General features: G+C 35.1%; 26 protein-coding genes and 2 pseudogenes. 16 read left to right on the forward strand and 12 right to left on the reverse strand.

What is annotated here, in order from left to right; all coding sequences use genetic code 11:
• From fruK to A9G44_RS13445, 11 genes are all read right to left on the reverse strand, one after another.
• Entirely contained in the window at positions 1-936 is a 936-nt protein-coding gene (gene fruK, locus A9G44_RS02520) for a 1-phosphofructokinase (protein ID WP_065609105.1), read from the reverse strand.
• On the reverse strand, positions 936-2,141 hold the full coding sequence (gene fruB / locus A9G44_RS02525; RefSeq protein WP_065609106.1) for a fused PTS fructose transporter subunit IIA/HPr protein: 1,206 nt from the start codon (positions 2,139-2,141) through the stop codon (positions 936-938). Before fruB ends, fruK begins: the two co-directional genes overlap by 1 nt.
• A 214-nt stretch (positions 2,142-2,355) precedes the next feature.
• On the reverse strand, positions 2,356-3,360 hold the full coding sequence (gene cra / locus A9G44_RS02530; RefSeq protein WP_065609107.1) for a catabolite repressor/activator: 1,005 nt from the start codon (positions 3,358-3,360) through the stop codon (positions 2,356-2,358).
• Positions 3,361-3,495: 135 nt separating this feature from the next.
• Complete coding sequence (locus A9G44_RS02535; RefSeq protein ID WP_034912582.1) at positions 3,496-4,251, reverse strand: iron ABC transporter ATP-binding protein; 756 nt, start codon at positions 4,249-4,251, stop codon at positions 3,496-3,498.
• Positions 4,248-5,219: an iron chelate uptake ABC transporter family permease subunit gene (locus tag A9G44_RS02540; protein WP_065575685.1), complete on the reverse strand. Its 972-nt coding sequence runs from the start codon at positions 5,217-5,219 to the stop codon at positions 4,248-4,250. The genes A9G44_RS02535 and A9G44_RS02540 overlap by 4 nt, the downstream gene beginning before the upstream one ends.
• Complete coding sequence (locus tag A9G44_RS02545; RefSeq protein ID WP_065609147.1) at positions 5,209-6,165, reverse strand: ABC transporter permease; 957 nt, start codon at positions 6,163-6,165, stop codon at positions 5,209-5,211. Before A9G44_RS02545 ends, A9G44_RS02540 begins: the two co-directional genes overlap by 11 nt.
• 11 nt (positions 6,166-6,176) lie before the next feature.
• Positions 6,177-7,130: a siderophore ABC transporter substrate-binding protein gene (locus A9G44_RS02550; protein WP_143426288.1), complete on the reverse strand. Its 954-nt coding sequence runs from the start codon at positions 7,128-7,130 to the stop codon at positions 6,177-6,179.
• Positions 7,131-7,342: 212 nt separating this feature from the next.
• Complete coding sequence (glnG, locus tag A9G44_RS02555; protein ID WP_065609108.1) at positions 7,343-8,803, reverse strand: nitrogen regulation protein NR(I); 1,461 nt, start codon at positions 8,801-8,803, stop codon at positions 7,343-7,345.
• 5 nt (positions 8,804-8,808) lie between these two features.
• A complete protein-coding gene (glnL, locus tag A9G44_RS02560; protein WP_065609109.1) occupies positions 8,809-9,858 on the reverse strand; it encodes a nitrogen regulation protein NR(II) in 1,050 nt (349 codons plus the stop codon).
• A 72-nt stretch (positions 9,859-9,930) separates the two neighbouring features.
• Entirely contained in the window at positions 9,931-11,340 is a 1,410-nt protein-coding gene (gene glnA / locus A9G44_RS02565; RefSeq protein WP_065609110.1) for a glutamate--ammonia ligase, read from the reverse strand.
• Between the two features lie 62 nt (positions 11,341-11,402).
• Complete coding sequence (locus A9G44_RS13445; protein ID WP_179854793.1) at positions 11,403-11,540, reverse strand: hypothetical protein; 138 nt, start codon at positions 11,538-11,540, stop codon at positions 11,403-11,405.
• Between the two features lie 962 nt (positions 11,541-12,502).
• Here A9G44_RS13445 and A9G44_RS02570 point away from each other — a divergent pair.
• Genes A9G44_RS02570 through gpsA form a run of 3 tightly spaced genes read left to right on the forward strand, consistent with a single transcriptional unit; the run spans position 12,503 to position 14,501 of the window.
• Positions 12,503-12,943: a rhodanese-like domain-containing protein gene (locus A9G44_RS02570; RefSeq protein WP_065609111.1), complete on the forward strand. Its 441-nt coding sequence runs from the start codon at positions 12,503-12,505 to the stop codon at positions 12,941-12,943.
• A gap of 24 nt (positions 12,944-12,967) precedes the next feature.
• Entirely contained in the window at positions 12,968-13,444 is a 477-nt protein-coding gene (gene secB / locus A9G44_RS02575; RefSeq protein ID WP_065561473.1) for a protein-export chaperone SecB, read from the forward strand.
• Between the two features lie 40 nt (positions 13,445-13,484).
• Positions 13,485-14,501, forward strand: a complete 1,017-nt coding sequence (gpsA, locus tag A9G44_RS02580; protein ID WP_141671785.1) for an NAD(P)H-dependent glycerol-3-phosphate dehydrogenase — start codon at positions 13,485-13,487, stop codon at positions 14,499-14,501.
• 70 nt (positions 14,502-14,571) lie between these two features.
• Here gpsA and A9G44_RS02585 read toward each other — a convergent pair whose 3' ends face one another.
• The gene (locus tag A9G44_RS02585) at positions 14,572-15,546 is read right to left on the reverse strand and encodes an ornithine cyclodeaminase (protein ID WP_034913700.1); all 975 of its coding nucleotides are present in this window, start codon (positions 15,544-15,546) and stop codon (positions 14,572-14,574) included.
• 189 nt (positions 15,547-15,735) lie between these two features.
• On the opposite strand from A9G44_RS02585, the gene aas reads away from it, so the two are divergent.
• The 13 genes and pseudogenes from aas to A9G44_RS02645 all read left to right on the forward strand — a co-directional run bounded on the left by aas (position 15,736) and on the right by A9G44_RS02645 (position 26,310).
• Positions 15,736-17,877 carry a bifunctional acyl-ACP--phospholipid O-acyltransferase/long-chain-fatty-acid--ACP ligase gene (aas, locus tag A9G44_RS02590; protein ID WP_034913703.1) on the forward strand — a complete coding sequence of 714 codons (2,142 nt, stop codon included), beginning with the start codon at positions 15,736-15,738 and terminating at the stop codon, positions 17,875-17,877.
• Positions 17,878-17,892: 15 nt separating this feature from the next.
• The gene (lplT, locus tag A9G44_RS02595) at positions 17,893-19,080 is read left to right on the forward strand and encodes a lysophospholipid transporter LplT (protein WP_034913708.1); all 1,188 of its coding nucleotides are present in this window, start codon (positions 17,893-17,895) and stop codon (positions 19,078-19,080) included.
• Entirely contained in the window at positions 19,067-19,963 is an 897-nt protein-coding gene (murQ, locus tag A9G44_RS02600; RefSeq protein WP_065609112.1) for an N-acetylmuramic acid 6-phosphate etherase, read from the forward strand. The genes lplT and murQ overlap by 14 nt, the downstream gene beginning before the upstream one ends.
• 156 nt (positions 19,964-20,119) lie before the next feature.
• A pseudogene (locus A9G44_RS13945) lies at positions 20,120-20,501 on the forward strand (PTS sugar transporter subunit IIA); the annotation flags it as partial.
• Positions 20,502-20,557: 56 nt separating this feature from the next.
• Positions 20,558-21,094: pseudogene (locus A9G44_RS13950) on the forward strand (PTS system mannose/fructose/N-acetylgalactosamine-transporter subunit IIB); the annotation flags it as partial.
• Positions 21,095-21,120: 26 nt separating this feature from the next.
• A complete protein-coding gene (locus A9G44_RS02610) occupies positions 21,121-21,915 on the forward strand; it encodes a PTS mannose/fructose/sorbose transporter subunit IIC (RefSeq protein WP_034913760.1) in 795 nt (264 codons plus the stop codon).
• A 16-nt stretch (positions 21,916-21,931) separates the two neighbouring features.
• Entirely contained in the window at positions 21,932-22,843 is a 912-nt protein-coding gene (locus tag A9G44_RS02615; protein ID WP_065609114.1) for a PTS system mannose/fructose/sorbose family transporter subunit IID, read from the forward strand.
• 147 nt (positions 22,844-22,990) lie between these two features.
• Positions 22,991-23,365, forward strand: coding sequence for a DUF956 family protein (locus tag A9G44_RS02620; protein WP_065609115.1), 375 nt, complete (start codon positions 22,991-22,993; stop codon positions 23,363-23,365).
• A 225-nt stretch (positions 23,366-23,590) separates the two neighbouring features.
• On the forward strand, positions 23,591-23,839 hold the full coding sequence (gene rpsP, locus A9G44_RS02625; RefSeq protein ID WP_034900786.1) for a 30S ribosomal protein S16: 249 nt from the start codon (positions 23,591-23,593) through the stop codon (positions 23,837-23,839).
• Between the two features lie 23 nt (positions 23,840-23,862).
• Positions 23,863-24,393 carry a ribosome maturation factor RimM gene (rimM, locus tag A9G44_RS02630; protein ID WP_065609116.1) on the forward strand — a complete coding sequence of 177 codons (531 nt, stop codon included), beginning with the start codon at positions 23,863-23,865 and terminating at the stop codon, positions 24,391-24,393.
• A gap of 16 nt (positions 24,394-24,409) precedes the next feature.
• Positions 24,410-25,162: a tRNA (guanosine(37)-N1)-methyltransferase TrmD gene (gene trmD / locus A9G44_RS02635; protein WP_034913730.1), complete on the forward strand. Its 753-nt coding sequence runs from the start codon at positions 24,410-24,412 to the stop codon at positions 25,160-25,162.
• A 31-nt stretch (positions 25,163-25,193) separates the two neighbouring features.
• A complete protein-coding gene (gene rplS, locus A9G44_RS02640; RefSeq protein WP_034913735.1) occupies positions 25,194-25,544 on the forward strand; it encodes a 50S ribosomal protein L19 in 351 nt (116 codons plus the stop codon).
• A gap of 163 nt (positions 25,545-25,707) precedes the next feature.
• Positions 25,708-26,310 carry a MarC family protein gene (locus tag A9G44_RS02645; protein WP_065561484.1) on the forward strand — a complete coding sequence of 201 codons (603 nt, stop codon included), beginning with the start codon at positions 25,708-25,710 and terminating at the stop codon, positions 26,308-26,310.
• Positions 26,311-26,420: the final 110 nt, after the last annotated feature.

The following is a 26,420-nucleotide window of genomic DNA, read 5'->3' on the forward strand; positions in this document are numbered from 1 at the left end:
CTATTCAGAAATTATTTCAATTTTTTCTAGCATATTATTTACAGCTTGGCAATCAGATATACCAACACCAGCTTGCCCAACTGATAAAGCTGCAACACTTGATGCAAAGACTAAAGTATCTTTAATTGAACGATTAGTCATTAAGCCATACATCAACCCGGCGACCATTGAATCACCGGCACCAACAGTACTAACTACATGACATTTTGGTGGTTTTGCAAGCCATGCTTCATTTTTAGTTACCCACAAAGCGCCTTTACTTCCTAGCGAGATCACCACATTTTCAATGCCGTCGTTAACTAACTCCATAGCAGCTGCTTTAACATCTTCTAATGTTGGTAATTTGCGACCTACCCACATTTCTAGCTCTTTGTCATTGGGTTTAATTAACCATGGTTTTGCTTTTAATCCTGCAACTAATGCATCTCGGCTACTATCAAATACGATCTTTGGACAAATCGCTTTAACTTGTTCCATCCACTTAGTAAATTTATCAAGTGATACTCCAACTGGTAAACTACCGCTGATAGCCACCATGTCAATGTCTTTTAACCATTCAAGAGAATTTGTAACAAAATGTTGCCAATCTTGATCGTTAATCGTAAAGCCTGAAAAATTAAGGTCAGTCACTTCACTATTTTCCTCGGTTAATTTAACATTAATGCGAGTACGACCTTCAATTGTTTCAAATTTATCAATTACATTTAATGATTTGAATAATAAGTTAAATCCATCACGATTTTCTTTACCTAAAAAACCGCCAATAGTTAATTGAACATCTAAATCCGACAAAACTTTAGCAACGTTGATACCTTTGCCAGCAGCAAGTAATGCATTGGTTTGGACTAAATTAACATCACCAAGCTCAACTTTGGGACAAAAACCCAAAAGATCATAAGCTGGGTTTAAAGTTATTGTTGCGACACGATAAGTCATTATTCGGTCCCCTCACCTAAACCATCCCCAATTGCTTTACCAATAGCATCAAGCGCTTGAGTAGCATCTTCACCTACTGCAGTAAATCGTAATCGACTACCTTTTTTAGCGCCTAGTGCAACAATTTTCATTAAACTCGTTGCACTTACTGGCTCACCTTTACCATCTAAATTAGCGACAGTAACCTTACAATTAAACTCTTTAACTAATTTTACTAGAACTGATGACGGGCGTGTATGTAAGCCATTTTCGTTTGGAATAATAAATTCACGACTTAATGATTCATTATTCGATTCAGCCACAGTCGACTCATTTGAAGATGTCGATTGGATTTCTGATTTATTAGATTCTATTGTCGCAGAACCAGATAAAAGAAGGCTGCTAAGATCATCAGTATTGGCTGATAATAGTAATTGTAATTTTTGGTTAAAAACTAAAGTTGCAATATTATTTACAATATCAGAAATAGAATCATCAACTGCTGATATGGTGATGAGTAACTTAACAGGCTTACCATCTTCATTAATATTACTGATGGTGCGACTAATCGCCATAGCATTTTTTAAATTACCTTGTTTGCTATCATTTAACCAAACTCCATCACCTAAATATGTAGGTTTATTGTCCAACACATCGGCAATAAAGCTTGAATTTACAGCATGTTGCTGTTTTAAACGTGATGCATTTAATGCTTGTAAAGTTGCTAAACTATCAGCAGGAATATCCAATAATAATGCAGATTCATTTATAGAAAATTGGCTATCTTCAGAACTTGTTTTACCAGTTAAAATAGCAATTGCTTCGTCGGCAGTCTGAATTTTTTTAATTTTCTCCTCTACCCCATCAGCTCCAAGTACGTGAGTTAGTTGACGGAGTAATTCTAAATGCTCATCAGAGCTTGCTGCAATACCAATTGCAAGATAGGCCTTTTCACCATCATCCCCCCATTGAACACCATTAGGAAAACAAAATACTTGTACCCCTGTTTTTTTGACTAAATGGCGAGTTTTAGTAGTTCCATGGGGAATAGCAAGACCTATACCCAGATATGTGGCTGCTTGTGCTTCTCGTTCTAACATTCCATCGACATAACCATCCTCAACAAATCCTGCATTGGTTAATGCCGTAGCAATTTTTTTTATCGCTTCAGTTTTATTGGTAGCTTGTTCATTTAAATGAATGTTTTCTTTAACTAAATGAAACATATAATAAATACCTCTGGGTTAATAATATTGGGTCGACTAAAATGACTTAGAAAAAACAAATCCTTTAATCAATTGAATCGTTTCAGCAATAATGAATAAATAAACATTAATTATCAAATAAATTATGTCTATTAATAAGTAATTTGTGATCTGGATCTTATTTTTTAATTTAAACTGTTTTAGAATTAACATATTTTTTATGCCAATTAATACCTTAACGGCTTAAGCTACCTCGATAGATCAATCGTCTTGGAATTATTGTAGTGCCCGATTGGTAATTATTGTTATGTAAATAGTTTAAAAACAGTTTTATTGTTACATCGGCAACTTCTTTATGATCTTGCGAAAGTGATATGACTTTACATGGTAAAAAATCTAACAATTCATTATCTCCAAAGGTAGCAATAGTTAAACTCTCAGGTAAGTGCCCAAATTTTCTTAAAATTGCATCAATGCTCCCCTGTAATAAAGAAAAAGAGGTAGTAAATATGCCATTAGGCAATTCATGACTTTCTAGCCATTGACTAAAGGCTAAATCAGCATCTCGTCGACTATAATTATTTGCATATAAAAAATCAACTTTATTACAATTGTCAAGTTTGATATCTTTAAAACCATCTAAACGAAGTTGACTAACAGATAAGTTTGCTAGGGCTCCTATATAAACTACTGAATCTTGTACAAAGTTATTAAATGCTTGAGCAAGTGATTTAGAATCTTGTTTATCTGCACCTACAATATTTCTAAATTTAGAGATGGATAATATTCGATCAAGTGCAAATAATGGAATCTTTTCGTTTTGCCAGTCATCATAAAAAAAATAATCTTGAGCAGAAACGAACGAAGAAGAAACAATTAAGGCATCTACGCGACGCTGCTGAAGGTGTTTGACACACTCTCTTTCGACTTGTGGATTATCTTCGGAACATGCAATTAGTAATTGATATCCTTCCTTTCTTACCAATTGTTCTAAATAATTAGCTATGCGAGTGTAACTGTTGTTTTCTAAATCAGGAATAATAATGCCTATAGTCCGGGTTTTACCTGCTCTAAGCCCCGCTGCTACCGCATTGGGTTGGTAATTATGTTTTTTCACTACCGACATAACTTTTTCGACTGTTTTATCACTAACGCGGTACTTTTTGGCTTTTCCATTGATCACATAACTGGCCGTCGTCCTTGATACACCAGCTAAAAGTGCTATTTCCTGTAATTTCATTATAATTATCTCAACAAAAATATTGCCAATTATTTAACATGGTTAGAAATAAATAGTAAACAATAATTTTTATTTACTTAATTAAACAATTGTAACTTTTTTACTATTAAGATTAATTAATTTCCATTGTATTTGTTAATAGTAAATAGCAATATTTTGATTGTGAATATTTTCAATTTTGACCGGTGTATCAAATATATCTTCTAAAATATTGGCTTTCATAATCTGTTGTGGATTGCCTTGGTATATTAATTCACCATTTTTCATCGCTAAGATGTAATCTGAATATACGGATGCAAAGTTGATATCATGAATAACAATCACAATGGTTTTACCTAGCTCATCGGCTGCGCGGCGCAATTGTTTCATCATGGCAACAGCATGTTTCATATCAAGATTATTGAGTGGTTCATCAAGTAATACATATTTAGTATCTTGACATAACACCATAGCAACATAAGCTCGTTGCCGTTGACCACCAGATAATTCATCTAAAAAGCGGTCTTTATATTCAGTAAGATCTAAAAAATCGAGCGCTCGATAAATATGGTTATAATCATCAGCATTTAAACGCCCTTTGGTATAAGGATAACGCCCAAATCCAACTAGTTCAAAAACAGACAATCTACTGGTAAAACGGTTTTCTTGTCTCAATACTGATAAATAAGTGGCAAGTTTATCACTTGGCGTATTAACAACATCCATATTTTGAATTTTAACTTGTCCTTCATCAGCTAATAGAAGACGACTTATAATTGATAATAGCGTCGATTTCCCCGCTCCATTTGGACCAATAATAGCAGTAATTCCACCTTGTGAAATCGTCGCGTTGACATTTTTTAATACAGATACTGTTTGATAGCTTTTACTAACATTATCAATTTTTATCACTTTGGAACCTTTTTTAATAATAAGAAGATAAACAAAGAACCACCAATGAATTCAATGACAATGGATAATGCACCAACCATATTTAATACTCGCTCTAAGAACATTTGTCCACCGACCAGAAAAATAACACCTAACAAAAAAGCAGTAGGCAATAAAAAACGATGTTGGCTTGATCCACAAATACTATAAGCTAAATTAGTAATTAAAAGCCCCAAAAAAGTGAATGGACCGACTAATGCCGTTGACACTGACACTAAAACTGAAACTAGCAATAATATAATAGTGACACTTTTTTGATAATCGATACCCAAATTGATTGCATTATCCCGACCCAACGCAAGTACATCAAATTTAAATCGCATTTGCCATAAAAATAGACCAACAATAGCTACTATTACTAACGAAAAGATAATCAATATAGGCTCTGCACGTGTAAATGTAGCAAAAATACGACTTTGAAGCACAGCGAATTCAGACGGGGTCATCAAGCGTTGCAATAGATTAGAAAAACTACGGAATAATGTGCCTAAAATAATTCCTATTAATAATACCAAATGTAAATTTTTCTTGAGTCTAGTAAACAAACCTCGATATAAAAATAAAGAGAATAGAATTAATAAAAGTGATTCGAATACAAATTTACCAATAATACCAATATAAGGAATACCTTGTGAATCAATACAAAAGATTACAACTGTTTGAATAAGTACAAATAGTGATTCAAATCCCATAATAGAAGGTGTTAATATTCGATTGTTGGTAACTGTTTGAAAAAGCAGTGTTGATGTCGCAGCCGAAAAAGCGACTAAAATCATAGTTAGCATTACCCACGTTCGATGCTTCAAAATATAGCTAATATTGCCTTTAAGGTTGAAAGTCATAAAACATATTATGCAAACTAGAGCAATAATTAACAATAAAAGAACTCTTTTTTGACACAAAATATGGCGTTTTTGATTAACTAACATGACGTTTTCGACTCAACAATATTAAAAAAATAATAGCGCCAACTACGCCAAGAATAACACTCACGGGGATCTCAAAAGGATAGCGAATTACACGCCCAATAATATCGCAAATTAAAACTAATCCACTACCAAACAAACAGATCCATGGCATGGTTTTACGAACATTGTCTCCAAATAATAAACTAACAATATTTGGTACAATCAATCCTAAAAATGGTAAAACTCCAACAACTACAACGACAATACCGCCAATTAATGCAATAACAATAAGCCCTGTAAACATAACACGACGATAGTTAAGCCCTACATTAATAGAAAAATCACGCCCCAAGCCAACTACAGTAAACTGATCCGCACACCAACAAGCAAGTAATGTCAAACCACCCACCAACCATAATAATTCGTAACGGCCTTTTAAAATAGCTGAAAAATCACCCGATTCCCAACCACCAAGTGATTGTAATAAATCAAAATACATGGCAAAAAATGTAGTAATAGCGCTAATAACTGCACCTAACATAATGCCAATAAGAGGTACCATTATTGCTGACTTTAAAATAATCTTTCGAGAAATCGCCATAAATATCATTGTGCCAATCATAGCAAATAGGCTAGCAACAACCATTTTAGTAATAACACTAGCGCCAGGAGCTAAAACCATCATAACTAATAAGCCAAGACTAGCCGATTGAGTAGTGCCAACTAAAGAAGGTTCAACAAATCGATTTTGTGTTAATAATTGCATAATCAAACCTGCAACACTCATGGCGCTACCAGCTAACAATAAGGCAACAGTTCGAGGAATACGGCTTACAAAAAAAATCTCACGCATATTGCTATCTGACCATAAATCAAATAGTGTCACATGCCCTGCACCAATAAATAAACTTATTGCAGTCATGATCAATAAAATGAACATGCCTGCAATAAAATAAAATGATTTAATCATGTTTTACATTAATGTGCTGGTTCACTTTGCAAAGCGGCATCTATTTGGTCCATCAAATGGCTATAGGTTTGGATACCACCAGCAATATACATGGAAGAAGAATCTAAATAAACGATATGGTTTTGTTGCCATGCCGCAGTTTTTCGGATCAATTCATTGTCAAGTACTTGTTGTGCAGACTGAGCTTCTTTATTACCAATTGCATTATCTCTATCTAACACAAATATCCACTGAGGATTAACACTCAAAATAAATTCAGAGGTAACGGCATTACCATGACGACCAGCTTCTTGGAAAGTGGTTGCAGGCTGAAAACCAAGTACATCAAACACAAAACCAAAACGAGATTTTGAACCATAAGCCGACATTTTACCGCCATTAACCATAATCACAAGTGCTGTGCCAGCCGTAGTTGTCTTAGTTTTCAATTGTTCGATTTTTTGATTAAAATCGACAATAAGTTTCTTAGCTTCATTTTGTTTATTGAAGATTGAGCCTAATTGTTCTGTTCTTTGAGTTAAACTACTTAAAAAATTATTTGGGTCAATATCTAAAGAAATCGTCGGAGCAATATCATTCAATTTTTTATAAGCATCAGTAGCGCGACCTCCAGCAACAATAACATCTGGTTGAATTGAACTTAAAACTTCATAATTAGGCTCAAATAAAGTGCCCACATTAGTGTAGTCTTTGCGCTCATATTTAGATAAAAAAGTTGGATAATGTACATCTGATTGAGGCAATGCTGTCACAGGAATATTTAATGCGTCCATGATATCAAGTGTTGCAGTATTAAAAACAACAACTTTTTTAGGATTTTCAGGCACATCGGTTTTACCTTGAGCATGTTCAATGGTAAGTGTATTTGCAGAAGTTTGCTGTTCTTTTTTATTGTCACATCCAACCAAAACAAGCAAAACAGCAAGCAAAACTAAAAATTTCACTTTGATATATGAATACATTGTAACTCCTAATTATCAACCAATAAAAAACAAAAAAACGATAATTATAATAATTATCATTTACATTAAGATTGTAACCAAAAAATTTGCTCTATTCAATGCACTTTAAATATTTAAAAATTTAATATGTGATAAAAGGTAGATTAAATAGCACTTAAATGAATGGATTAAAAAGCTATCGATTTGTTCGATAGCATAATTAATATTGGTGATTAGGGGTGTTTAGTGGGATCAAGCGATAAATCTTTAAGTTTTCTAGTTAATGTATTTCGCCCCCAGCCTAACAGATGAGAAGCATCTTGTTTGTGACCTCGAGTAAAATTAAGTGCACTTCTTAGTAAGATTCGTTCAACATCATTTATTGCTTCAGTCAAAATTCCTGTTTTACCATCTATTAGAGCTTGTTTTGCCCATTGTTCCAGCAATACTTTCCAATCAACTTCTTGTTGAGAAAAGTGGCTTGTAGGCAATGTAGTTTTTTCATTTGTAACCACTGTTTTAGCTGTCGATAATTGCAACAATTCTGGCGGTAAGTCCTGAACTATAACTTCTTTATTTGAAGACATCACCGTAACCCAGCGACAAATATTTTCAAGTTGACGAACATTACCTGGCCAATTAAAGCGATATAAAACATTTAAAGCTTCTGAACTGAACACTTTACTTTCTACCCCCAATTCTTTGGCGGTTGTATGTAAAAAATGTTCTGATAGTTTTGGTATATCTTCAATTCGATCGCGTAGCGGTGGTAATAAGATACGAATTACATTTAGACGATGAAAAAGATCTTCTCTAAATTTCCCCTCACGAACCCTAGTTTGTAAGTCTTGATGAGTAGCTGCAATAATACGGACATCTACTTTGACGGGTGAATAACCGCCGATACGATAAAATTGCCCATCAGCAAGCACCCTTAATAATCTGGTTTGAACATCAAGTGGCATATCACCAATTTCATCGAGGAATAATGTACCACCATTCGCTTGTTCAAACCTCCCGTGCCTAATTTGAGCCGCTCCAGTAAACGCCCCTTTTTCATGTCCAAAAAGTTCTGACTCAATAAGATCTTTAGGGATGGCTGCCATATTTAGTGCAATAAAAGGGGATTGTGAGCGAGGGCTATGGATATGTAATGCTTTTGCAACTAATTCTTTCCCCGTTCCTGATTCACCATTAATCAATACACTAATTGATGATTTGGAAAGCCTACCAATAATACGAAAAACTTCCTGCATTGAAGGTGCTTCACCAATAATGCCGGTCGATGCTTTACTTGTTGTATTATTATTGGTTTTATTACTTTGAGTTTGTGAAATCGCACGTTCAACCAATTGAATAACTTCATCCACATCAAAAGGTTTAGGAATATAATCATAAGCACCTTTTTGATAGGCATTTACTGCTGCATCTAGATCGGAATGAGCAGTCATAATAATAACTGGCAAATTCGGCATTTGCTCCTTAATATGATGAAGCAATGTTAAACCATCAAGTCCTGGCATTTTAATATCAGAAATTAGTACAGCTGGTTTTTGTACATATGTATCTAATGCATCAATAACTTGTTGACCACTCTCAAAACTAACACAGTTAAAATGAGCATTAGTTAATGCTTTTTCTAATACCCATCGAATAGAGCTATCATCATCAACAATCCAAACATTCATTTTCATTTACCTCACTGCCTAATTGGCAAATAGACAGAAAATTGAGTATGCCCAGGCCAACTATTAAATTCAATTTTACCGTGATGTTGATCAACAATATTATTTGCAATCGAAAGTCCAATACCTGTACCTCCTTCATGCCCGCTCACCATAGGATAAAACAAAGTATCTTGTATATGAACAGGCACACCTGGACCAGTATCTTCAATATCAATACGAGCACACAAACGATAACGCTGGCCATGTAAAGTGATCTGAAAAGCAGTTCTTGTCCTGATAATAATTGTGCCAGTATTGGATCCGATAGCCTGTAAAGCATTGCGAACAATATTTAAAATTACCTGCTCTATTTGTTCGGAGTCATGAATAAAATCAGGTAAACTTGGATCATAATCACGCAGAATTTTAATATTGATTGGTTTTTCCAAACACAGCAAAGCATAGATACGTTCTATTGCTTGATGAATACTTTGTTCTTTTTGTTGTAATCGCTGCTGTGGACCTAATAACCTATCTACCAGATTTCTTAACCTATCCGCTTGTTCAATAATAATTTTTGTGTAATCTTGCAATTCATTTTTAGGTAACTCTCGTGATAATAATTGAGCGGCGCCTCGAAGCCCTCCTAGAGGATTTTTAATTTCATGAGCTAGTCCACGAACTAATTCACGAGCTGCACTCTGTTGCGCTTGTTGCAATTGTTCTTGGCTAAGGCGTTTATGGCTATTTAATGGCGTCATTTCAATTAAAATCCGTCCATTACCTAATAGTTGAGCTGTCAACGTTAAAATATGTAATTCATTATTAATAACTAAATTGACTTCATTATCTGTAAAACCCTGATTTTGCTCTAATGTACTGAGCATTAAATCAATATCCAAAGAAAAGTATCCTAGCAAATCAGGAAGATAACTTTCTAATAACTTTTTTGAACTTTGTGCTAATAATTGCTGTGCAGCAATATTGGCATACAGAATATTAAGCTTAGTATCAAGTAATAAAATACTTGTAATCATAGAATCGAGAACAAGATTAGCATCAGATTCATTATCAAATGTCATCGTTGGTTTTCCGTCCTGATTAGAAACCACCGCAAATTAACGGTGGTTTGATAGGTTAAATTACTATATAGCTTATAGACTATAGTACATTTCAAACTCAACTGGGTGTGGTGTCATACGTACACGATCAACGTCTTGACGTTTTAAATCAATGTATGCATCAATAGTATCGTTAGTAAATACGTTACCACGTGTTAAGAATTCACGATCTGCATCTAATGCATTAAGTGCTTCTTCAAGTGAACCCGCAACCTGAGGAATTAATTTAGACTCTTCTGGTGGTAAGTCATATAAGTTTTTATCCATTGCATCACCAGGGTGAATTTTATTGATAATACCATCCAAACCAGCCATTAACTGTGCGGCAAAAGATAAGTATGGATTACCTGCTGGATCTGGGAAACGAACTTCAATACGGCGAGCTTTAGGGCTAGTCACGACTGGAATACGGATTGATGCAGAACGGTTACGAGCCGAGTAAGCAAGCATAACTGGTGCTTCATATCCCGGAACTAGACGTTTATAAGAGTTAGTTGCAGGGTTCGTAAAAGCATTAATTGCTTTCGCATGTTTAATAATACCGCCAATATAGAATAATGCCATTTCAGAAAGACCCGCATATTTATCACCAGCAAATAAATTTACACCATCTTTTGCCAATGATTGGTGACAGTGCATACCTGAACCATTATCACCAAATATTGGTTTAGGCATAAAGGTCGCAGTTTTACCATATGCATGTGCCACATTTTGTACAACATATTTATAAATTTGTACTTCATCAGCTTTTTTAGTTAACGTATTAAAACGACAGGCAATTTCATTTTGACCTGCTGTTGCAACTTCATGATGATGCGCCTCAATCACTAAGCCAAGTTGCTCCATAATTGAGCACATTTCAGAACGGATATCTTGTGATGAATCAACAGGAGGAAGTGGGAAATAACCACCTTTTACACCTGGACGATGGCCTTTATTGCCTTCTTCATATTTAGTACCTGAGTTCCAAGCTGCTTCAATATCATCGATATGTACAAAGCTACCTGACATTGGCGAGCCAAAACGCACATCATCAAATAAGAAAAATTCTGGTTCAGGACCGAAAATAACAGTATCAGCAATACCTGATGATTTTAAAAATTCTTCGGCACGTTTAGCAATTGAACGTGGGTCACGATCATATCCTTGTAATGTTGCAGGCTCTAAAACATCACAACGGAGATTTAATGTCACATCTTCAAAAAAAGGATCTATAACAGCACTTGATGTATCTGGCATTAGCACCATATCTGATTCATTAATACCTTTCCAACCTGCAATTGATGAACCGTCAAACATCTTACCATCTTCAAAAAAGCTATCATCAATTTGACTAACAGGAATTGTAACGTGTTGCTCCTTACCTTTTGTATCGGTAAAACGTAAATCAACAAACTTAACATCATTTTCTTTAATTTGTGTTAAAACTTTTAGTATAGACATGTATCTTCTCCATTGAGGACAAATAATAATTGTTCAGTTTTTAAGGTATTCTTACCAAATTGCTATAACGTATGCAAATTTAATGCCAATTTTTTTAACGGTACATTCATGAATGTATGTACAATAAATAGTAACATAGATCTTAATTCTGCACCATAATGGTTAGAAAGGCACCAACTTAATGCACCAAAATCATCCATAATACTTTGAATGCCGTTTATTATCTAAATCTACAATATTTACACTTTTACACTTATAGCAATGATAAATTACCAGTCGTAGGCAATCTGCCAGTAATGCGCCCAAAACTATACAGGCACTGGCTCTCGATCACTAGAAACAATTTAATAGAACGTTATCTTATTCCAATCATTTTTAATAGTTTCTTCTGAAATAAATACTACGTCGTAATACATATCATCTTCTGGGTTAATGATCGTTATTTGCTTACAGCCTGTTCCTCAATAACAACAAATCAATTTAAATTCAGCCATAGCCATTTTTTAGTCAAATACTTTTGAGCGCTACATATTTCCCTTCTATTTTATAAATGCCTTTAATCGTTTTTGTTTACCCATGATCATCAATATCACAACGTCCATATTGAAAATAACTTGGCGTGGTATAATCACGACAAGTTAACTTTGCATCAAAATTAAAAAGGGACGAAAAAATCAGCATGTTTTATTTTTATATCTCGATCTCTAATTTTTTATCTGATCAATATAATCATTGAATTCTATTAATGTATTAGATCTGTCAGGAAATAATATCGACAAACAGTAAATTTAACTGTTTTTGTTGAAACACAAAATAATTTGTGCGAAAGATATTTTCAGTCATTAAATCTTCATCAAACGATTAAAATAACGATAAGAATAATAATAAAGATTAATTGCCTTAAATACATCTTGATTTGTGTCATATCCATTTATTATTAACCAAGCAAGAGAACTTTGTATGTTCAGCATCAACAGGAAAAATAATGACAAATACAATATATACCAAAAAAATAAATTGTTTCAATCTCATTAACCTATCCCTTAAAATTAAATAAATATTATTTATAAAATTGCAAGATTTTCTTATTGGTGCTGTATTTCAGTGCATAATATCGCTATAATCACTCCTTATATTGAAGAAACTAGGTAATTATACAAGTATGGACTTTATAACACTCGAAATTCTACCTTTTGTAAAAAATCATCTTTTACTGTCCCTAGGTTGGATTGTACTGTTTATTGCAATCATTGTACTAACCATTAAAGGCAAACTATCTAAAGTTAAAGTTATCAATAATGCCCAAGCAATCCATATGGTAAATAAACAAGAAGCAGTTATTATTGATATTCGCACTGCTGATAGTTTCAAAAAAGGACATATAACAGATTCTCATAACATTTTGCCTATCGACATTAAAAATGCAAGTGCAAAAACAATTGAAAAGTTTAAAGAAAATATCATTATTTTAATTGATGAGAATGGTTTATCATCAACAGGTATAGGTGAAATACTTGTTAAACAAGGTTTTTCAAATGTCTTTGTATTAAAAGACGGTATTGCTGGATGGAACGGCGAGAATTTACCATTAGTTAGAAAATAATATTATAAAAAATAAGGTTTTATCATGACAGAACAAAACAATACACAACAACCAGAAACACAGTTTGCTATTCAACGTATTTATACTAAAGATGTTTCATTTGAAACTAATAATGTTCCAGAAATTTTTACTAAACAATGGCAACCAGAACTGAATCTTGAATTAAATTCATCTTCGCAAGTTTTAAGTGAAAATGTTTATGAAGTTGCACTTCGCGTCACTGTAACAGTAAAACAACAAAACGAAGTTGTGTATATCTGTGAAGTTACTCAAGCGGGTATTTTCTCACTTGTTGGATTTGACGAAGGCCAAATTCAACATTGTGTTGGTGCTTATTGTCCAAATATTTTGTTCCCTTATGCTCGTGAAGTAATTTCAAGTTTAGTAAATAAAGGTACATTCCCACAAGTAAATTTAGAACCAGTAAATTTTGAAGCACTATTTATGAACTATATTCAGCAACAACAAGCTGAAGCTGAATCAAAAGAAACACTACAATAGTCATTGTATTACAATTAACTGATAATAAATTTATTAGATGATTATGAAAAAAGATGCTGCAGTAACAGTAATTGGCGCTGGATCTTATGGAACCTCTTTAGCTATTTTGCTGGCTCGGAATGGTCACTCAACTTTATTATGGGGGCACAATCCTGATAAAATGACCATTTTGCAGCATGATAGACAAAATAAACAGTTTCTACCGAATATTCCTTTCCCAGATCTGTTACAAATTGAAACTGATTTAAAAACGGCAGTTTCAGCAGCACCAATTTTACTTATTGTGGTGCCAAGTCATGCTTTTGCAAGTATTTTGACTCAAATCAAACCTTTTTTACGCCAAGATACAAAAATTGTCTGGGCTACAAAAGGACTTGAAGTTAATACTGGCCGATTATTACAAGATGTTGCAAAGGAGATTTTGGGCAATCAGATTCCATTAGCGGTCATTTCTGGCCCAACTTTTGCTAAAGAAGTCGCATCTGGATTACCAACAGCAGTAACTGTAGCATCAACTAATGAGCATTTTTTAAATCAACTGCAAACTTTGTTTCATTGTAGCAAAAGCTTCCGAGTCTATAGCAGCAAAGATTTTATTGGAGTGCAACTTGGTGGTGCAATCAAAAATGTTATCGCTATTGGTGCTGGATTATCTGATGGTCTTGGTTTTGGCGCCAATGCTAGAACAGCGTTAATTACACGTGGACTTGCCGAAATGATGCGTTTAGGTGCAGTATTGGGGGCAGATCCAGCAACCTTTATGGGAATGGCTGGATTAGGTGATTTGGTTTTAACATGTACCGATGATCAATCCCGTAATCGTCGTTTTGGAATGTTACTTGGCCAAAATAAATCCATTCAAGAAGCTCAAGATGCTATTGGCCAAGTTGTTGAAGGTCGCAATAATACAAAAGAAGTCTGGTTATTAGCTCAAAAATATCATGTAGATATGCCAATCACTGAACAAATTTATCAAGTTATTTATGAAAATAAAGATCCAAAACAAGCAGCGGTGGCATTACTTAGGCGTTCAAAAAAAGAAGAACTAAAAAGTTAATTTTTATACTCAAACACCTAGTTACCTGAAACTTTTTGACACGAAATTATACTAACTTGATATCTGAGTATTATAAAAACGTACCAATTCCTTTTTCTTTTGCTTTAAGATAAATATCGTAGCCAATATACACGTCTAATACAGCTGTACCAACAGTTTTAAACAGCGTAATTTGCTGTTCATTTAGACGGCATTGGGTTGGATCTATCACTAAATCTCCTAACTCTAAAAAATCATCTTCTGATACCAATTGTTGTTTAATTGGATCAATAATATCGCCTGCTTCAGCAAATACACCTTCTTTAGTATCAACTACACGAATATTCGCCTTTTCAACAATACATTCTGGAATTTCATGCATTTCTGGTGTATAAGCACCCACTCCATTAACGTGCGTGCCAGGTTTTACTTTTTCGCCATTAAATGTCACAACTTTTGAGGTTGTAACCGAAGTAATAATATCAGCCTGACTAATGTCATCATCCAAATTTTTTGAAAAATAAAAATTAGTAGAAAAATGAGCAAAACGATGTTTCATCTCTTCTGTAAATTGTTCCGCTTTTTGTGTATCAATATCAAAAATAGCGACATCAGTAAGTGAACGAACAGTTAACATTGCCTCTAATTGAGATACAGCTTGCCCACCAGTACCTATCAACACTCCTCGACTAGCATTTTTACGCGCCAGCAAATCGGTTGCTGCACCTTGAACGGCTCCTGTACGAAGCTGAGTGACAAAAGTGCCATCTAACATAGCACAGACTTCACCTGTTTGCGGGTCTAACATTAAAACTTGAGCAGGTACTGATGGTTTACCCAATTTAGGATTGTCAGGAAATACCGAAACAATTTTTATACCCACAATGTCGCTACCTTTAAGATGTGCGGGCATAAACAAGCATTGTCCCTTTTGCATATCAAAATTTATTCGTAACGGCACATCACTGTTTCCTTGGCTATAGATTTTCAAAGCTTGTTTATCTGCAGCTATTGCATCTTTCATTGTATAAAATCTTTCAATATCATTGGCCGTTAAAATAAGCATTTTTATTCCTTATTGATTTTCTATATTTTCTGAACTTTAGTATCTATTATTTATTTTTTAGATCAAGATTTATTGTCAATTAAACCATAAAAAACTGTTTTATATAACAAAAACTTCAGTTCTTGTATATCCACTATATTTTCACTATTATTACAATGTGTAATTTTGCACGATATTTGAGAATATCAGATGTTATTTAAAATATTAAAATTTTCCTTAAAGATCCTATTCCATGTAAGAATTAATGGCGATTTAGAAAATTTAAAACAAGATAGACTTCTTATTACACCTAACCATGTATCGTTCCTTGATGGTATTCTAATTGGCGTATTTTTACCCGTAAGACCAGTCTTTGCTATTTATTCGGGTTATATTAATCATTGGTTAGTCCGCTTAGCAAAGCGTTATGTTGATTTTGTGCCAATGGACCCGCTTAGTCCAATGGCAATAAAGCGATTAGTTCGCGAAGTTGAAAAAGGCCGCCCGATAGTCATATTCCCTGAAGGAAGAATTACTATAACTGGCTCATTAATGAAAATTTATGATGGCGCTGCTTTTGTTGCTGCTCGCTCTCAAGCCACCATTGTACCAGTGTGGATCGAAGGTGCTGAATTTACTTTAACTAGTCGTTTAAAAGGTTTATTTAAACGTCGTTTATTCCCTAAAATAACCATTCATGTACTTAACCCTACATCTATTCCAATGCCCGATGCGCCTAAAGCTAGTGAAAGGCGTTATATTGCAGGTGAAAAACTTCATCAAATTATGATGAACGCACGCATGGCAAGTCGTCCAAAGTTAACGCTGTTTGAAGCATTATTAGAAGCACAAGTTCGCTATGGCGTGAAATCAAGAATGGTACAAGACCCAACAACTCAAGAAGCATCTTATCGCAGTTTATTAAAACAAATTATAGGTGTTAGTTGTATTATTGCCAAAATTACTAAAAATAAAGAGCGAGTTGGTGTTTTATTACCCAATGCAACCATTACTGTTGCAACTATTTTTGGTTTGTCCGTAAAAAATCGAATTCCAGCAATGCTTAACTATACTGCGGGAACAAAAGGCTTAAACTGTGCCATTACTGCTGCTGAAATCAAAACGATTATTACTTCACGCAAATTTATTAGAAAAGGTAAACTTGATTATCTACTTGAAGAAATCAAAGACGTTAAGTGGTGTTTTCTTGAAGATTTGCGTAAAAACTTAACTTTAAAAGATAAGCTTTATGTTGCAGTGCATCAATATATTCCACGCTTAATTAAATACCAACAATCAAGCGATGACGAAGCACTAGTACTGTTTACCTCTGGTTCAGAGGGAAACCCTAAAGGTGTTGCTCATAGTCATGGAAGCCTACTTGCTAATGTTGAACAAATTCGAACGGTTATAGATCCAACCCCTGCAGATCGCTTCATGTCGGCTCTACCATTATTCCATGCTTTTGGTATTACAGCAGGATTATTTTTACCGCTATTTTCAGGTAGCCGTACATTTTTATATCCAAATCCATTACATTACCGTATGGTCCCTGAAATTATTTATGACCAAAATTGTACGGTTTTATTTGGTACGCCAACTTTCTTGGCAAACTATGCCCGTTATGCGCACCCATATGATTTTATGCGTTTACGCTATGTTGTTGCAGGTGCCGAAAAATTATCAGATGCAGTACGAGAACAATGGAAAGATAAATATGGTATTCGTATTTTAGAAGGCTATGGCGTTACCGAATGTGCACCTGTTGTAGCGCTTAATGTTCCTATGGCATTTAAAGCTGGTACTGTAGGGCGATTACTTCCAGGCATGGTATCAAGATTAATTCACATTCCAGGCATTAGCGATGGCGGCCAATTGCAAGTCAAAGGACCTAATGTGATGAAAGGCTATTTACGGGTGGAAAATCCCGGCAAACTTGAAGAACCAGTAGCAGCTGATGAAAATGGACAAGCCGAAAAAGGTTGGTATGATACCGGCGATATCGTTGCTATTGATAGTGAGGGGTTTGTGACAATTAAAGGACGCTTGAAACGATTTGCAAAAATCGCCGGTGAAATGGTTTCATTAGAAAGTGTTGAATCCTTAGCAAAAAAAGTTGACTCTGATGCAATGCACGGTGCAACAGTCAAAGCCGATGCAGCTAAAGGGGAAGCAATTGTCTTATTTACTACCTCAACAAAATTAAATCGAGAGCAACTTAATCAAGCATCTCAAGAATTGGGCATTCCAGCATTAGCCGTTCCTCGTGATATTCGTATAGTAAAAGAGTTACCACTACTAGGTACAGGTAAAATTGATTTTATTACTTTACGAAAAATGGCTGACGAATAAACTAAAGGATGTCACATGAAACAACATTCTCTATTAAGCAAAGGCATGGTTGCAACCATGCTTGCGCAGTTTTTTTCAGCATTTGCTGATAATGCAATCTTTTTTGCTATTTTAGCTTTCATTAAGAATTTACATTATCCAACATGGAGCCAATCGGTATTACAAATTAGTTTTGTCGCACCGTTTATCATACTTTCACCTTTTGTGGGGCAATTTGCTGACAGCATGTCAAAAGGCAAAGCAATGATGATTTCAAATAGCATCAAATTATTAGGTGCAGGTTGTATTTGTTTAAATATAAGTCCTTTTGTTGGTTACTTTTTAGTTGGTATAGGTGCTGCGGCCTACTCTCCCGCTAAATATGGAATTTTAGGCGAACTAACTACAGGTGATAATTTAGTTAAAGCAAATGGGTTAATAGAAGCATCAACCATTGCCGCCATTTTACTTGGTTCGCTAGCTGGTGGTCATATTGCCGATCTTAATGTGAGCGCTTCCTTACTTGTGTGCGTGTTAGTGTATGGGCTAGCTGTTATTGCTAATTTTTTTATTCCTAAATTACCTGCTGCACGGCAAAATATTTCATGGCAATTTATCAATATGGTAAACGATTTTACTAATACATTAGAAATCATATGCAATAATAAACGTGTTTTATTTACACTATTGGGTACCAGTTTATTTTGGGGAGCTGGTATTACTTTACGTTTTCTATTAATTAGTTGGGTTCCAGCTATCTTAAATATTCATGACAACGCAACACCAACAAACCTTAATGCAATCGTTGCTATCGGTATTGTTATTGGCGCAGGTCTAGCTAGTACATTTATTAATATTAACAACACATTACGTTGTATTCCAGCAGGAATAATGATGGGAATAGCTGTAATCGCTTTTACATTACAAAGCCATATCATTTCATCTTATATACTACTTATTGTTATTGGTGCATTAGGTGGGTTCTTTTTAGTGCCATTAAATGCCTTTATTCAAAAAATAGGTAAAGAGTTAGTTGGTGCTGGTAGTGTTATTTCAGTGCAAAATTTAAGCGAATATACTGCAATGATGGTAATGTTAGGATTTTATACGTTAGCCGTTGCTTTAAATTTATCGGTTACTGCTATCGGTGTTGGTTTTGGGAGCTTATTTGCTTTAGTTATATTTTTATTATGGTTAGGGTTAAAAAATAATGAATCACATTAATCTATCAGCGATGCTAACAGAAAGTCGTAATCCTAATAGCGAAAAAATAGATAACTGTTCAACATTAGAAATGCTACAAATCATCAATAATGAAGATAAAAAAGTCGCATTGGCTATTGAAAAAGAATTACCCAATATCGCAAAAGCCGTTGATGCGATTAGTTTAGCATTCTCAAATCAAGGTAGACTAATCTATATAGGTGCTGGCACTTCAGGCCGATTAGGTATTTTAGATGCAAGTGAATGTCCACCAACTTATGGCACTTCACCAGAACAAGTTATTGGCTTAATTGCTGGAGGCAAAACAACCATTTTTAAGGCGGTTGAAAACGCCGAGGATAACCCAGAATTGGCAATTACTGACTTAAAAAACATTAATTTTAGCTCAAATGACGTTTTAGTTGGCATTGCCGCTAGTGGGCGCACACCTTATGTAATAGGTGCTATGCAATATGCTAAATCAATTGGAGCAACAGTGATTAGCTTATGCTGTAACCCATTAGCTCCAATGATTAATTTAGCCAATATTGCTATTACACCAATCGTTGGTGCAGAAGTAATTACTGGCTCATCCAGAATGAAAGCGGGCACAGCACAAAAATTAGTCCTCAACATGTTAACCACTGCCAGCATGATAAAAATCGGCAAAGTCTATAGTAATTTGATGGTTGACGTACAAGCTACCAACGCCAAACTTGTTGAACGGCAAATATCCATTGTTATGCAGGCTACCGATTGCACTCGAGAAAAAGCCATTACTGCATTAACCGAAAGTAATAAGCATTGTAAAACTGCTATTTTGATGATTCTTTCAGGTTTAAATGCAGAGCAAGCCAGAGTGAGGCTAAAAAAAGAAAATGGTTTTATTCGTCAAACACTGTAAGATAGACTAAATTTACTTTAATAAACAATAAAAAATTAAGTTTTTTATTAAAATGTGATGCTCACATAATTTTTAACTTATTTTTTCCTGTAAAATAACTAGATATTTTTATTTTATATATTATGCAATTAATATAAAAAATTAGGAGGTCGTTATATGGTTGGAATCATCCTAGCAACTCATGGTGAGTTTGCGGAAGGTATTCTACAATCAGGATCGATGATATTTGGAGAGCAAGAAAATGTTAAAGCTGTTACCTTGCACCCAAGTGATAGTCCTGAAAGTTTAAAAGAACGAATGCTTGAAGCGATTGCGACATTTGCTAATCAAGAAGAAGTCCTGTTTTTAGTAGATTTATGGGGAGGAACACCATTTAATCAAGCTAACAATTTATGTGGTGAACATAGTAATTGGGCTATTGTTGCTGGTTTAAATTTACCAATGTTAATTGAAGCCTATTCATCTCGTTTCTCAATGGAAACGGCGAAAGAAATTGCTGCCGCAATTATTGAACCAAGCAAAGAAGGTGTTCGAACAACAGTCGAAATACCAATACAATCTTCTGCTTCTACTAAAAACGCAAATACTATCCCCGAAGGAACAGTACTTGGAGATGGTAAAATGAAAATTGTGCTAGCTCGTGTTGACTCACGCCTATTACATGGGCAAGTGGCGACAGCATGGACAAAATCAACCAATCCGAACCGGATTATTGTTGTTTCTGACTCGGTTGCAAAAGATGAATTAAGAAAAAAACTCATCCAAGAAGCAGCGCCTCCTGGTGTAAAAGCAAATGTAGTTCCAGTTAAAAAAATTATTGAAGTTTCACGCGATCCTCGTTTTGGTAATACCAAAGCGCTACTTCTATTTGAAAATCCACAAGATGTGCTACGAACCATAGAGGGCGGTGTTGATATCAATGAACTTAATATTGGTTCAATGGCCCATTCCGTAGGAAAGGTTATGGTTAATAAAGTGCTGTCAATGAATGCTGATGATGTTGATACATTTGAAAAATTAAAAGCAAAAAATGTGAAATTTGATGTTCGCAAAGTGCCTAATGACTCTAGCAGTAATATGGACGAATTATTGAAAAAAGCGAAAGAAGAATTGGCGCAACAAAAGAATTAGTTTATTTAAGGGGTTATATTATGACATTGTCTATTATTGCTATCATTTTAGTGATTGTTATTGCCTTTCTAGCAGGTATGGAAGGTATTTTAGATCAGTTTCAATTCCACCAACCTTTAGTGGCTTGTTCTTTAATTGGACTTGTAACAGGTAATTTAGAAGCGGGTGTTGTATTGGGCGGTTCGTTGCAAATGATTGCACTCGGTTGGGCCAATATTGGGGCGGCAGTAGCACCTGATGCAGCTTTAGCATCGGTTGCTTCATCAATTATTTTAGTATTAGGCGGCCAAGGTATAGCTGGTGTATCTACCGCTATAGCTGTAGCTATTCCACTTGCCGTTGCAGGGCTATTCTTAACCATGATTGTACGAACTATTGCTGTTCCATTAGTACACATGATGGATGCGGCAGCGGAGGAAGGCAATATTCAAAAAATTGAATGGTTACAAATTTTAGGTATCTGTTTACAAGGTTTACGTATCGCAATCCCAGCTGCTGCATTACTCTTTATTCCTGCTGAAATTGTTAGAAGTACACTAGAAGCAATGCCAGAATGGCTAACAACAGGAATGGCTATTGGTGGTGGAATGGTTGTTGCTGTTGGTTATGCAATGGTAATCAATATGATGGCAAACCGAGAAGTATGGCCATTTTTCATTATTGGTTTTGTCGTTGCTGCGATATCACAATTAACACTGATTGCACTTGGCGCTTTAGGTATAGCATTAGCACTAATTTACCTCAATCTTTCTGAACGTGGCAATTCATCCAATGGTGGTAGCAAAGGTGATCCACTTGATGATATTTTAAATGATTACTAAAAACTTGGAGAAGAAAATGACTGATAGAATCCAATTAAACAAAAAAGATCGTTTAGCGGTTGCTTGGCGTTCAACTTTCCTCCAAGGGTCTTGGAACTATGAACGTATGCAAAATGGTGGATGGGTCTATTCAATGATCCCTGCTATCAAAAAATTATATACCACCAAAGAGGATCGCTCTGCTGCTCTTAAGCGTCACCTAGAATTTTTTAATACTCACCCTTATTTAGCTTCTCCAGTACTTGGGGTAACTCTTGCACTTGAAGAGGAACGGGCTAATGGAGCTGCTGTTGATGACGTAGCAATTCAAGGGGTAAAAGTTGGGATGATGGGACCATTAGCGGGTGTGGGTGATCCTGTATTCTGGTTTACCGTACGTCCAATGCTCGGCGCTCTTGGCGCTTCACTTGCACTAAGCGGTAATATTATGGGACCAATTTTATTCTTCTTATTATGGAATATTATTCGTTGGGGCTTCATGTGGTATACCCAAGAATTTGGTTACCGTACAGGCTCTAAAATAACCGATAATTTATCAGGCGGATTACTACAAAAAATCACCAAAGGAGCTTCTATTTTAGGAATGTTTGTACTGGCAGCCTTAGTACAAAGATGGGTATCAATTAAATTCCAACCAGTCGTATCTACTGTCAAGCTAGACAATGGTGCATTTATTGATTGGAATACATTACCAGTAGGTGCTGAAGGCATTCAACAAGCATTAATTCAAATGCAAAGCGGATTATCACTAACTCAACAAAAGGTAACCACCTTACAAAATAACTTGGATCAGTTAATACCTGGACTTGTCCCCTTACTATTGACTTTCTTTTGCATCTGGTTACTTCGTAAAAAAGTATCACCAATCCTAATTATTTTGGGATTATTTATAGTCGGTATTGTTGGCCATGTAATCGGTCTTTTATAAACATATAGCTATGCCTATATATATTTAGAAAGTATGATATTTTAAAATAGCGCCAACTTTCTATTTACTATTACATTAACCTTTTCATCACACCATGTGATGAAAAGGTATCATTAATCATTCGAACTTTGCATGGATATAGGGTAGATGGTTCAATCATTAAATACTAAAATTGATTTAACAATGAAAGCAACCGCATTTACAGGCTTATCTGAATACGGCAATATAATAATTGGTGACAAAGCCTTCGAGTTTTATCATCAACACGATCCACGCAAATATATCCAAATACCATGGAATGAAATTGATTATGTGATTGCTTCTGTATTATTAGGCGGTAGATGGATCCCACGTTATTCTATACAAACAAAAAAAAATGGCACATTCACCTTTGCATCTAAAGAGCCCAAGAAGGTATTAAAAGCCATTCGAGTTTATGTTGACGGGCAAAAAATGGTACGCTCACTGGGCTTTTTTGATGTTTTAAAGAGAGCTTTTTTCCACAAAAAGAACAAAAAATAAAAATCACTATTTTATTATATTTATCGATTTCCACTTAAATTAAATAAATTATAGTTAGTATCATTTTTATCCACTCTTTTGTAAGTTAGTTTAAGTCAATCAATATAACGCCGCATCATCAACAAACAGCCATTGCACTTTTTGCTAGAAAGAGTATAATTCTGGGGCTTTGATTTTGTCCGTGTTGGGCAGAAAAAAGATTATTTTTTAATTTAAGAGGATGTTATGGTAACTATTCGTTTAGCTCGTGGTGGCTCTAAAAAGCGCCCTTTTTATCAAGTAGTTGTCACTGATAGCCGTAACCCACGTGATGGCCGTTTTATTGAGCGCGTTGGCTTTTTTAATCCAATTGCACAAGGTAAAGCAGAAGAATTACGTTTAGATCTTGATCGCGTAAATCATTGGGTTGGTTTAGGTGCAACTGTTTCTGATCGTGTTAATGCACTAATTAAACAAGCACAAAAAGCTGCTTAATTTAGTAATTGATAATCACTGTAATGATGAATACTGAGAATCTTATTGTTGTTGGTAAACTTGGTTCAAGCTACGGCATTCGCGGATGGCTCAGAATTTTTTCGTTTACAGAATTTCCAGATAGCATTTTTGATTACACTCCTTGGTATATCCAGCGTGCTGGGCAATGGCAAGAGGTAATTGTAGAGAGTTTTAAACCGCATAATCATGATATGATTGTAAAACTTAAAGGCATTGATGATCGTGATCAAGCCATTGCATTAACCAATATTGAAGTGTTTGTTGATGCAGAAAAATTACCAGCACTTAGCAATGGTGATTTTTATTGGAAAGATCTCATTGGGTGCCGAGTTAAAACAGTTAATAACTATGATTTAGGACTAGTAACTGATTTGATGGAAACCGGATCTAACGATGTATTAGTGGTTAAAGCAAATTTAAAAGATGCATTTGGAGCAACAGAACGTTTAATCCCTTTTGTTGATAATCAATTTATAAAACAAGTTGATTTAACAACAAAAATGATTGTGGTCGATTGGGATCCTGCTTTTTAATTGGTAAGGTAAAACTATGTGGATTGGCGTAATTAGCCTTTTTCCCGAAATGTTTCAAGCTATTACCTGTTATGGCGTAACTGGTCGAGCCGTTAAAAATGGGCTGTTAACAGTAGAGTATTGGAACCCTCGCGATTTTGCGCATGATAAGCATAAGACTGTCGATGATAGGCCTTATGGTGGTGGTCCCGGCATGTTAATGATGGTTCAACCACTTAAAGATGCAATTCATGCGGCAAAAACAGTGGCAGGTAACAATACAAAAGTAATCTATCTTTCCCCACAAGGGCGCAAATTAGACCAACAAGGTGTTTGTGAATTGTCACAAAATCAAAATTTAATTTTGATTTGTGGACGATACGAAGGTATAGATGAACGCGTTATTCAAACCGAAATTGACGAAGAATGGTCAATTGGGGACTACGTGTTAAGTGGTGGTGAAATACCGGCGATGACCATGATTGATGCATTAGCAAGGTTTATTCCTGGCGTGCTAAATCACCAATCATCGGCAAAAGAAGACTCTTTTGCTAACGGTTTACTTGACTGTCCACACTATACTCGTCCTGAGGTGTTAGATGGAATGGCGGTACCTGACGTATTAATGTCTGGTCACCATGAAGCGATTCGTCGCTGGCGATTAAAACAATCACTAGGACGAACTTGGTTAAGAAGAGAAGATCTTCTTGCAAATCTAGCTCTGACTGATGAAGAGCAATGTTTACTCGCTGAATTCCAACAAGAATACAGTGACAAACTAAGCAATTAATATTTCAGTATAACTAGTAAGAGATAATATTATGAAAAATGCAATTATTCAGCAATTAGAACAAGAACAAATGAAAAAAGACATCCCGTCTTTTCGCCCTGGTGACACGGTTGAAGTAAAAGTATGGGTTGTTGAAGGTAACAAAAAACGTCTTCAAGCTTATGAAGGTGTTGTTATTGGCATTCGCAACCGTGGTTTGCACTCTGCATTTACCGTACGTAAGATTTCGAATGGTGAAGGTGTTGAACGAGTATTCCAAACTCACTCACCAATTGTTGATTCAATTACTGTGAAACGTCGTGGTCAAGTACGTCAAGCTAAACTTTACTACTTACGCGAACTTCGTGGTAAAGCAGCTCGTATCAAAGAGCGCCTTAACTAAATTTTATTGGTTTAATTGTCTAAAACCAATTAAAAAATATCAGATTAAACATGGTCACCTTTTTGGTGGCCGTTTTTGTATCTAACAAAAATCATTCCCTAGCAACTAATAATGTTAACAAAATTAAAGGGAATTTAATTGTTATTCTTTGAAAGGTAACACTATGGATGACTATCTTGTTAATATCCTTGCCACAACTGTAAAGCTATTTGCATTAATGACACCTCCTGCTGTTTTAAGTGCATTTTTAAGTGGCACAAAACAATACGACGAACAGCTTAGACGCAAAACAGCACTCAAAACATCCTGTGCCGTATTTATCATCGGTATAGTGCTATTCTTTTTTGGTAATACCATGTTTAGTGTCTTTGGTTTTACTCTTGATGCATTCCGTATTGGTTCTGGAGCGTTGCTATTTATCACTGCAGTGTCACTAATGAATGATTCTCCAGAAAAGAATAAAATTAACAGTGATGACGATATTAGTGTTGTACCACTTGCAATTCCACTTTGTATGGGACCCGCTTCCATTGGTACTATCATTGTTATGGGAACAAGCTCCGTAGGCTTTGCAGCCAATATGATTGGCGCTGTTTCTTTATTCATTGCATCTTCAGGGATTTATGCAATGCTATTATGTGCAAAAAGTATTGCTAAAGTATTAAAAAACACAGGTATTGCTATCTTATCAAAACTTACTGGGTTACTAATATCAGCTATTGCTGCGCAAGTCGTTTTTACGGGTGTATCAGCTTTTCTAAAATAACTTGTATCAGAAAGGATTTAATCAAGATTATACCAAGCAAACGCACTTAATTTAGTGCCTTAAAATAAAGATAAATCACAAATAGTAAAAACATTAATAATCTGATTTTA

The sequence above is a fragment of the Gilliamella sp. Occ4-3 genome, assembly GCF_001690675.1.
In the GTDB taxonomy this organism is placed as follows: Bacteria; Pseudomonadota; Gammaproteobacteria; order Enterobacterales; family Orbaceae; genus Gilliamella; species Gilliamella bombi.